An 11,270-nucleotide genomic window follows, 5' to 3' on the forward strand; every position below is an offset into this window, starting at 1 on the left:
CGGGATTTATTTATGAGGACGGTGATCGTAATGGCTGAAACTCAAGGGCAAAAACACTCATTAACAACTGAGATTTTAATGGACTTTGGACAGTCCGTTACTAAGACGGGAGAGTTCGCGGGCGAGGTTTCAAAGCTCGGGACATCTTTTAATACCCTCTCGGACGCTGTTCACAAAGTCGCTAACGATACAGAGCGTATGAACCTCGCTATTGGTGACAAGATCGCCAAGGCAGTCGGAGAGATCAAAGACGGTTCTAACCTGAAGCTCAATGCAAAGAACATCCAATCTGCGGTAGAGTCTGCTATCGCTTCTAAGTTGACTAGCGGTAAGGTGACCATCGAGGGTGACCTTGCACCTCTGTCTATTAACCTGACTCAGAAGAAGTGGAGTAGCATGACTTCTGAAGTACGTACCAAGATCAAGGAAGCCATTGACCAGTCCTCCATCAAGGTAGGGAACGTCAAACCTTTCGTGTTCTCTGAGTATGGCTTCCGTGAGTTGCAAAACAGATTCAACACGGAACTTCAAGCGGCGATTAGTAACCGCATGTCCTTTGCATGGGGTACGGCTACGAAAGAGATGAAGGACGGTACTCTTGCCAAGGTTCCTAAGCCTATGAAGTTCGAGGTGGGTGAGGAGCACCTGAAAACGCTAATGACTTCTGTATCCTCGGAGTTCATGAAGCACATCAGTGATCCTAAGAACATCACCATCGGTAACATCCAACCAGTGCAGATCGACTCTGCTCGTCTTAACATGGCTGTATCCCGTATCAAGGAAGCCATCGGAGACATCGACAAGCATCTCCTGAACGTTAACCTGGATGAGCTGAAGAAGCTTCCTAACTTGGATAAGGGAATGATGAACTTCCGTGCGGCTATGGAGACTACTGTGGCACAGATCACTCAACTCGATGCTGAATTGAAAGGTCTGAAACTGAACGGTACAAGCAAAGAGCTTACTGCTGTAATGGGTAAGATTCAAGAGCTTAGAACTACTGTTGTCGATAAGGTCGGTTCTCTTATCACGTCTGTTGGTGAGGAAATCAAGACTATCCCTGTCGGCACTAAGGAGTACGCCAACTACAAGGCTACCCTCGACAATGTAGGGCATATCGTGAACAACCACATCCAAGCCGAGATCAATGGCATCGTTACTGGCTTAGCGGCTCGTCTTGGTATCGACCCGTCCTCGGGCGCATCCACTAAAGGCTCGGCAGAAACGAACAAATGGGTTGCTAGTATCAAGGGAGTGCAGGAGCTTCTGATTGCATCTGCTGAGAGTGCAGTGAAGAACCTGTCCCAAGCAAACCTGGGCATCGACTTCAACCTCATCATCTCCCACTTCAACGAGTGGTCTAAGCAGATGAGAGCCAAGATGCTCGTGGATTCCCAGGAGTCCTTGGATAAGATGACAGCTCAACTGACAGCAAGCAACAAGGAAGTCCTCAACTCCTTTGCTCGTGCTATCACTAACGTAACCTCTTTCCGATACGACTCCTCTAAGTTGGGTGAGGTTAGAGTAGAGCTTCCTGTAGACCAACTCCGTCCTCGCGTTCTAGCTGAGATTGAGAACGTGATTAAAGAGATGGTTCAAGGATTCAAAGCTGTACCTCACGGAGAAGCAGGTACCGTAGGTTCTGTTACTTTGCCTGAAGGCACCACTACTGCGATCAATACAGCACTGAAAGCGATCCTTAGTACTCAGTCAGAACACCTGCTTGCTCAACTGCGGCAGGGGGCGGGAGCCAAACCTTCTGCGGAAGACACTGCTCAGCTCGATGCTGTAATGGCTCAAGAGTCCAAGGAGCTTATCACACTGATCGTCAACCAAGCGGCGCAGAATGCCCGTACCCTTGCAGAGGGAATCAACGCTAAGGGCTTCGCTTCCTTCACGAAAGACGATCAGGCTCGTATCAAGCAAGAGATGGAGTCCACGCTTCAGAAGACGGTCACCGAGTTCTCCAAAGCCGTAGACAATGCGTTCGGGGCATTCGCAATGACTGCCGCTACAACTGAAGCAATGCACGGAAAGCTGAGTGCTGAGCTGAACCGTATGATCGCTCACAGCAATGTAACCTTCCTGGATGCTAAGGAGCCACTGGTTCTTTCGGGTGCTGTCACCCACGTCCAAAAGAAACTTGAGGAAGCGGTCATGGCAAATATTGCGGCATGGAAGCCTGAAGCAACTCCACTCAACGTTGCGGCAGACGCGCCTATGGCACACATGCGGAATGCTCTGCAATCTATGATGCACATGGCTTCCAACAAAGTGATCGAAGGCGTGGGCGGTATCGCTGATGGAGCGAACGCAATCTTCATGAACCCTAAACAACTCCACAAGGATGTAAGACGTGCCCTGGCTACAGCAGAAGGGTTCGATAGAGTATCCGATTGGGAGAAGGCGTTCAAGGTGGGAGTATCCCTTGAGAAGGCTACTGGGCAGGTAATGACAGAGGGCGTTCGTCAGGTCATGAACATGTTCCATAACTCCGTGGCTAAGAACACAACTTCCGCGATCTCTGCATACGGTGAAGCTCTTGGTAAGGTAGACATTCAGCCTGACCTGACTAGCGTTCACGTAATGGTGAGACGTGTGGGAGAGATGATGGACACTGTTCAGTTCCGTATGGTCGAAGCACTGACCAAGAACCTGGACTCATTCTACAAGGGTGCCATTGACGGAATTAAGAACCTTCCTCCTGTAACTCAAAGCATCGGGTACCGTCCACCTGCGGGCGCGGCGGTGAATGCGGCGGCTCAACAACGTCCATTCCCATTCGGGGAGTCAACTGACTTCACCTTAGTAGGGAACCCATACAGGAACTCTAACTCCTTGGTAGACCCTCGCTACCTATCGGTAGACAAGATGCCTAAGGGTTACAACGAGTTCGATATGATGAACCGTTGGGAGAGAGAAGCGCAGATTAAGGTGCTGAACACCAAGAACCGTTTCGAGAATAGTGACCTGACCACTGAGCAGAAAGGTCAGCTCCACAACTTCCTCGACAAGGATTACTTGGTTCGGGTGCAGGAAGCGATCAGCAGATTCCAACAAGGACACCGCGTTGGAGATCAGTCGCCCTACCAAACCCTGCGTGATGCAATCCTGGATGCTTCCCTGTCTCTGAGATATACAGTGGAACAGTTCCGTAAGATGAACATGGGTTCCACGACTCAAGCTAATGCGACTGAGATGAAAGGTAAGCTGAGGGAATACGGGTACGACACTCAATTAAACGTTGAGGGTATGAAGACCAAGTTCCTTAACAAGCTGAACCCTGAACAGTTCACTATGCTTGAGAACTACCTGAACGAGGTACAGGCTAAGGTCAATAGACTCGCATCCTCCGACATCATCAACGAGAAAGACATCACCAACGCTCGGATGGAAATGCGTGAGCTGAACCGTGAGCTTGACGTAATCTCCAAAGGGTTCGACAGAATGGCGAAGGTCAGCGGTATGGAGGGGCAGATTGACAAGCTTAGTGAGAAGATGAACCGACTTCTCATGAACAGTCAACTACCTATCAATAAGATCGCTCACTTGGGAGACCTCATCAACGGATCGTACTCTGACCCTACGAAGTTCAGTCAAGCCAAGGACTACTACGCTGATCTCGTGAGAGATAACCGCGCACTTCAAGCGGAACAGCGCAAAGCCGAAGCGAAAGCTGAATCCGAAGCTAAGAGGGAAATGGTTCGTCAGCAGTCTCTCGCTAATAGCAAGATGGCTATGGAGGAACGCCTGAGAGTGTTCGAGGACAATCAACGGGTGGGGGCTGACAGGCTCCTAGGCAAGTACCGTAACAAATTGTCCAATGAAGACTACGCTACCCTTCAGTCTCAAGTATCCAACCACCTTGGTCGGGTAGGTGACCTTGTAAGAAGCCCAATCACGGACTTCTCAAGCCTGTCCGTTATCAAGGAAGACATGGCGACTATCCTGAACCGTGTGAAGGAGATCGCTACATCGTGGGATAACGTGCTGAAGGATAACAGAGTGTCCCGTGAGATGGATGTCCTGAACGCTAAGCTTGAAAAGATTCGTCAGATCGGTAAGGTCGATCAAGCGGAGATTCAAGCGGTGCAGAACGCCATCAATGCGGTAGCTACTGATGCTACTCGGATGAACCCTGCTAAGGATGCCCTGAACCGTGTTCTCGAACTGCAAGCTCAGCGCATTGCAGAGGAGAAGGTCGCTAATCGGTTGGCGGGGGTAGACCTGAATCGCAGAATGTACGATGCCAACCAAACGGTTGCTATGGATAAGATGAAGGACAAGTACCTTCGTAAGCTGTCCTCCGATGACTACGCTAAGTTGGTATCCGACCTGGATGCACACAAAGCTCGTATCGGTTCTGTAACAGCGTCTCCTATCAATAACGACACGGATGCGGCTAACGTACAGGCTATGATGAAGTCCCTGAACATCCAACTGGCTGAGATCGCTCGTAGATATAACGCACTGGCGGCAGACGAGTCCTTCCAAACGAAGCTCATCAAGCTCCGTAGAGACCTGGAAGCACTGAAGCTCGACAACCTTGTAGATGTGTCCTCGATTGCTAAGCTCGGTGAAATGATCGACAAAGCAATCACGGATGGTGACATCGTACAAGCGCGACTGTACCGCGACGAGCTGATGAAGACCAACAGAGAGCTGAAGGCGTTGCAAGCTCAGAAGCAGAAGCGCGGCGAGAAGATCGGTGAATCCAACATTCTGAAAGGTGACAAGGCAGTATTCACAGAGCAACTGAACGCTGTGCTGAAGACCGTAGATGCTCTCAAAGGCTACGAGATCACACAGTTGAACGTGAATAACGCTACGAATACCTGGACAGCGAAGATGCGGGATGCTGAGGGCAACCTCAGAACACTGACTGGTTCCATTGACAAAGCTACGGGTGAGTTGTTCAAGCACAGCGAAGCTTTGCAGATGGTCACGCAGAACGCCCTGAGAGCTTCCAGTTCCATTGGATCAAACCTGGGGAGATCGGGAGACATTCTCGGAAACTACATGAGTAACCCTGTCCAAGACAAGCGTAACCAACAATCCAACAGTATGCTTGGAGGGTTTGGTACTTCGGTGCTTAACACGATGCGCTACATCACGGCGGGTGCGGCTATGGGTTACCCTACAATGCTCCTGCATGAATCCTTCCAGTCAGCTAAGGAAATGGACTACCAACTGGCTAAGGCAACTCAGAACTTCCAAATCAAATACCTTGAGCAAACGGGTGGAACTTACACCACGAGCGTCAACGGGGAAGAAGTGACAGCTCCCGAAATGCTTCCAAACATGTCCCGACTGGGTGAGGTACTGGTCGAAGGTGCAATGGATATGTTGGAGGAGAAGTACGGCGGCACACTGTCTGAGCAACAGAAGGCTACTGAGGTGGAGACAGCTACCGCCCAGGTTAACGAGTACATGAAAACTGGTGCCGTTAAAGACCTTCAAATGATTGCCCTGCTTAACGGTATCGACCAAGAGGAAGTGGGACTGGCTTACCACATCGCTTCCCGTAGGTACGACAACCCTTATGAAGCCACCGCTTTCGCCAAGGAAGTTGCTAAGGTTCGTTCGATTGAGGAAGTAGACGTAGAGAAAACTGCTACGGGCTTTGAAGCTATCTCCTCCCAATGGGGTATCAGTGGTTACGCCCTCAATAAAGTCACTAACATGATGATTATGGCGGCGAACATCTCCCAGGCTAAGATCGAAGACCTTATCGCAACTCAACAGAAGGCAGGTTCCATGTTCCGTAACGCGATGGGCGATCAGGATAAAGAGTCTGCACTCGCTCACTCCATCGCGTACTCCTCCATGTTCGTACAGGCAACTGCACGTTCGGGTGCGGAATCAGGTACATTCTGGAAAGCGATCCTCGACAAACCTTACACCAAAAAGGGTCGAGATGAGTTGGCGGCAATGGCGGCTACGAACCCTGAGATGTACGGAAACCTCAACCCGTACAACGAGGACGGTTCACAGAAAGACTTCTCGGACATCTTCGCTAGTATCCTTGAGACAAGTGCAACCATGAACGATGAGTCCCGCATCCAAATGTGGCAGAAGCTATTCCCTCAATGGCACATGGGTAGTGCGGCGGCGGTATCCGCGTTCACGGCTGACCTTCAACACACAATGGAGAAGGTAATGCACGTAACAGGAGATGCAGAAGGTAGTGACAAGGACGGAGATGGCAAGCTGAGTGTCAAGGAGTCTATTGATGCTTATGTTGCTCAAATCCAAGGGGCTGACGAGAACACTGCCATGTACATCCGTGCAGGTATGATGGACACTTGGAAATTCCGTCAGAGCCAAATTAAAACCTCCTGGCAGGTCGCTACTTACGAAGCTTGGGAGGAACTGAAAGGTGAGTTCTCCAACCTTGCGACATACCTCACAGCGTTCCTTCGCATTGTCGGGGATAACGCAGGTGGTATTGCTGACACGATGGGTCTTATCGCTCGTATCATGGCGGGTGTGGGTGTCAGAATCGCGTGGGGCAAGCTGAGTGATGCTATTGACAATGCGGATAAGAAGAAACATGCGGGTAAGATTGAGAGCTACGGTATGGCTCTTAACGAAAACGCTCGGATGGAGAACCTTAGACGGATCGGTATCCAAGAGGAGATGGCACAGCATCAAAGCCGTGCGGAAGCTCGTAACTCCCGCCGTGCTGAAGTGAACACCAAGATCGTGGAGAAGGAGGGTGAAGTTCTCGGACTGCAAGCTAAACGATATCAGCACCAAGAACTCTATCAGAAGGCTGTCGCTGATGGGGATACCACAGCCGCTTCCTTCCATGCCGCTGAGCGTGACCAAGCAGACAACACTGCTAAAGCCAAGAGCAAAGAGGTTGAACAGCTTCGTAAGGAGCTTGGTTCCCTTGATGAGCAGGACGCTAAGACGAAACGTAGTCTTGAAGCCCTGAGCACTGAGCTTGGTGAAAACGGTCAGGCAATGACTCAGCTCCAAAACCGTGCTAAGGCACTGACGTTGGCAATGGATGACATGGGTATGGATTCGACACAACTGAGAAACAACCTGAACTTCTTGAACCGTGAGTTCCAGTCGGGGGCGGTCGATGCTTCCCGATACGATGCGGAGATCAATAAGATCGGTAAGGAAGCAGGAATGTCGGACGATGACATCTCGAAGCTGAAAAGAGAAGTTGACAAGCTCAACGACTCCTTCAGAGAGGGAACCCTGGACGCTACCAAGTATGTCAACAAGATGAAGGAGCTTGAACGTGCCCACCTCACGGGTGCCCTCGGGGTAAACGAAATGGGTGTAGGTGCCGCAGGTGCCGCGAGTCAGACTGGTATGGGTCTTGCTGAGTACGCCATGATGGGTCTCTTGGCAAAAGACCTGCTTCCTAACGGTGGCGGCAAGCGAGGTGTGTTCACTAAGATCAAGGACGTGTTCCAAACTAAGAGCCTGGGTTCTCTGTTCAACAAGAAAGCCCCTGCTCGGGACAATAACGGTGATATCCTCCGTGACCCTAACGGAAATGTTATCCGTCAGTCTGAGATCGACATGGCTAGAGACAGTATCCCTGCCCGTGATGCAAACGGTAGACCTATGACCGACCGTAACGGAAACCCGCTTACTGAAGGGGATGTCCGTAGAGGTAGAGCGGCGGCAGGAGCGGCTGATAACGTGGCTGATGCGGCTAAGGGAGGTAAAGGAATCCTCGGTAAGATTAGTGGCGTTGGTAAGACGCTCTCTAAAGGACTGAAGCTTGCAAGACCGCTGAAAGCAATCCCGTACCTGGGAGCGGCGTTGGCGGGGGCAGACGTTCTGATGGCGGCTCTCGACCCACTGACTGCAATGGGGATGACTGACTCTGAGAAGAAGGGTATCCGAGCTGAGAATAAGGAAGGGCTTGCCAACAACTTCCGAGACTGGGAGGAATCCTCGGGCTTGGGTGCTTGGTGGAAAGGGGCTAACCTTATTTGGGACGGTGCCTTCAGCGGAGTGAGTAATATGCTCGGCGGTAATGCACCTTCTTGGGGCGACTACTGGGAAGGCTTCAAGGCTGTAGGTGACGGTGACGGGAAGTACGTCGAAGAAACCCTTGCAAGTAAGTACAACTACGAGCAGGAAGCAACTGAAGCCAAGGTTGAAGCCCAAATGGAGCTTAACAAGAAGTTGGAGGAGCAGAACAAGTACCATCCTCTTGACACCAACAAGGACGGATTGCTTGACCCTGCAACTGACGGTGCTAACCAAACTCTCGACTATGAGAGCCTGGACGCTCTGATGGCTAAGATCAGTGGTGAGATGAACAAGGGCGTGACTCATAACGAGTCTACTTACCAAATCAACCGTTCCCGACTTCTCATCAGCGGTGTTCGTGAGGACTCTAAGCAAATGCGTGATCTCATGGAGCAGTACCTCAGAGAAAACCTGAAGTTCTTCGATGAAGCGATCAAGAAGCTACAGGAGACTTACGACCTGATGGCTGATGGCGATGAGAAGGACAAGGTGGGCGCTGAGCTTGATAACCTGAAGTCACAGAAGGCTCAAACAGAGCTTGAGATTGATGGTGTCAAGAACTCTGCTATCGACGAACTCCAACGTAAGATGACCGATCAGCTCGACCTTACTCAAATGGACTACGACAAAAGGATGTACGATCTCCTGGCGGCTAACGGCGGGAAGGACGATGCCCCTGAAGTCAAGGCACTTGAGAAGGCAAGAGTAGCTGACGTGAATGCCCAGTTGGAAGGGTTCAAGACTGAATGGGATACTCTCCTGAAAACTGGGGGATTCAACCCTAACTCCGATGAGTACATGACGATCTTCAAACAGCTTCAGTCCATCGGCGTTGAGCAGTCTAAGAACCTTGCTGAGATCAACAAGAACACCTCACAATCTCAATCGACCTTCAACCTGCCAAGTGGTCTCAAGGTCATGGATTACTTCGACTACATGACTAAGAACAACACCCACAAGAGCGTTATGGTGGGGGCGGGTAACGTCACTGTTCATGTAAACATCGACAACATGACAGGCGATACCAAGGACGTTGAGAAAATGACCTCTGCTCTTGAGAAGACACTCAAGAAGAACAACAGTGGTCTCGTCAACCAGTTCGCTAATGATGTTAAGGCGAACATGGGCAGTAACTATAAAGGACTGTAAGGAGGTAAACTGAATGTCCCAACGTGACCCGTTCGGCTCAGCTAATGATAAGTACAAGCGTAAGCTGTTCGTTGACACTGGGATGGAGTTCGTGGAAGTAAAGGCTCGGATCATCGAGCCTTACTCCACACCTTCTCCTCAACCCCAGGTCAAGGAAATCAAGATCATCAATGCTCCCTCGCACTTCCATCAGATGGGGGTGTCGTCCTACAAGGCAATCCTCAACATGTTGTTCAAGGACAAGGAATCGTACCGCGACTACTCTATGTACGTGGGTTGGACTCATAAGTTCTATGATGAGCGAGGTAACATCTACTACGGGGTGGTTGAGTCAATCAAGTCTGACCCAGTGTTCTATCATCAGGGAGACCCTAACATAGATCAGAAGGGTTACAAGGTCGAGCTGACCATGACACTAATCAAGAAGGACGGCTACGATGCCACTAGCGTTGTGCAGTTCCAAGACCTTGAGACTACTGAAGGTAAAGACCACTGGGCTAGAACGGCGATTGAGGACATGGCTAACCTCGGTATTGTCGTAGTTACTGAACTTGACGGAACCCCTGTTCTGTACTTCAGACCCGAGGACTTCATGACGAGAGCTGAGTTCGTGACATTCCTCATGAGAACCAAAAGGCTACTAGAGCGAATCATCAGGGAGTAGGGCGACCTACTCCTTTTCTGTCTAATCTAAAGTGAGGAGGTGCTTTCAATGCGAAAATGGGTTGATGTGAATGAAGGTGACTGGTTCTACAACGATGTAATGGAAGCCACGAACATGTATCTCGAAGATGGTAATGCCTTTGTTGACGGGATGACATACAACCAATTTGAGAGCGGTAAGCCTTTCATCTTTGAGGAGATTAAGGCGACTACCGACCAGTCTAAGTTCAAACTCTCCAAGAAAATTACACCGTCCGAGGGTAATCCCTTGTTTGTGTTCATTGATGGAGTTCAGACCATATACAAATCTGCCGCAGATAACTCATCAGGCGGTACGGATGTCGAGCTTTACACGGGGTGCAAAAGCGGTCAGATCGTTGCGTTCTGTAGCTATGGAGTACCCCTCCTGGACGAGGACTGGAAAAGACCTCCTGTGTCTTGGTTGGGCGATCTCCCTAGAACAGTCATTCCAAAGAATGATGTTTACTTCTATGACCCTTACAGCCGTAAGCACCAGGAGTACCTGTATGCAGGAGGTCAGCCGCTCCGTAGGCTCAGTATCCCTAAACAGGTTTGGCAACAGTCGGCAGGTAACGTAGATGCCGTTACTGACATTGCGACAAAGGCTATCGGGTACCGAACGGACGTTTACTGCGTCAGCCCAGGTGGTTCGTTGTTCCTGCCGTTCAACCTCAACGGGGTGACCTGTAAGTTCAATTACTGGATTTACGAGAACGGCGTGTACAAGATGATGAGTCAGAGCGTTAAGGCAACAACGGACAATCCAACATACAACAACCGTTTCTTCCCTAACTCAATCATTACGAGGGGAGAAGCATTCCACCTAATCAACAAGCTCCGTAAGGTTCTGTACGCTAGGTTCACTGACATGGAAGCCCCTACTAAAGGTATTGACCAAACCATTATTGCCTTCAATGGTCAGAGGGTATTCCGACTCAACGGTAACTTCCCTGCGGGCAAGAATAAGCTTGCCGTTAAGGTGAACGGTGTTGCTAAGTATGCACCTGTTGTTACGGAGATCGACAACCACACTATTGTGTTTAACTACCCTCTGAACGAGGGAGATGAGGTGAAGGTTTACTACAAGAAGGGCGAGAGCGAACGTTTCCAGGATGTTGGTAGAGCATCTGCTTACTACTACCAAAGCAAGGACGAGCGTGTCGAATCCTCAGCGAACAACTGGTGGAAGCAGTCTGTTTCGGAGATGGAAGACGAGACCTTCTCCAACGGCGATCCCTTGATTGCGGGATTCAACGTAGTCAAGACCTTAGACGGTGCCGCAGTTCTGACGAATATGGGCAGACCCGTGAACGGAAATCAAGAGCCTACTACATGGTTCTTGGGAGATACCGCCATGACCCGTGCTGAAGCAGTAACCTTCTTGAGCAGATTCAGAAAGTGGACACTTGAGAGATTCAAATAAGGGGGAT

The 11,270-nt window shown here is 50.3% G+C and carries 3 protein-coding genes; all 3 read left to right on the forward strand.

The annotated features are described in order from the left end of the window. The first annotated feature begins 30 nt into the window (after positions 1-30). The 3 genes from AC0VZ8_RS11750 to AC0VZ8_RS11760 are packed head-to-tail and all read left to right on the forward strand — an operon-like array spanning position 31 to position 11,263. Positions 31-9,156 (forward strand): phage tail tape measure protein, encoded by a 9,126-nt coding sequence (locus AC0VZ8_RS11750; protein ID WP_475486946.1) that lies wholly within the window; start codon positions 31-33, stop codon positions 9,154-9,156. A 13-nt stretch (positions 9,157-9,169) separates the two neighbouring features. Continuing rightward, a complete protein-coding gene (locus AC0VZ8_RS11755; RefSeq protein ID WP_475486947.1) occupies positions 9,170-9,820 on the forward strand; it encodes an S-layer homology domain-containing protein in 651 nt (216 codons plus the stop codon). 48 nt (positions 9,821-9,868) lie between these two features. Then, a complete protein-coding gene (locus tag AC0VZ8_RS11760) occupies positions 9,869-11,263 on the forward strand; it encodes a hypothetical protein (RefSeq protein ID WP_475486948.1) in 1,395 nt (464 codons plus the stop codon). Positions 11,264-11,270: the final 7 nt, after the last annotated feature.

The organism is Paenibacillus sp. QJM3NY_38 (assembly GCF_056173265.1).

Coding starts and splice junctions, on each gene's coding strand:
- AC0VZ8_RS11750 (WP_475486946.1), top strand. CDS start 31: ATGGCTGAAACTCAAGGGCAAAAACACTCATTAACAACTGAGATTTTA.
- AC0VZ8_RS11755 (WP_475486947.1), top strand. CDS start 9,170: ATGTCCCAACGTGACCCGTTCGGCTCAGCTAATGATAAGTACAAGCGT.
- AC0VZ8_RS11760 (WP_475486948.1), top strand. CDS start 9,869: ATGCGAAAATGGGTTGATGTGAATGAAGGTGACTGGTTCTACAACGAT.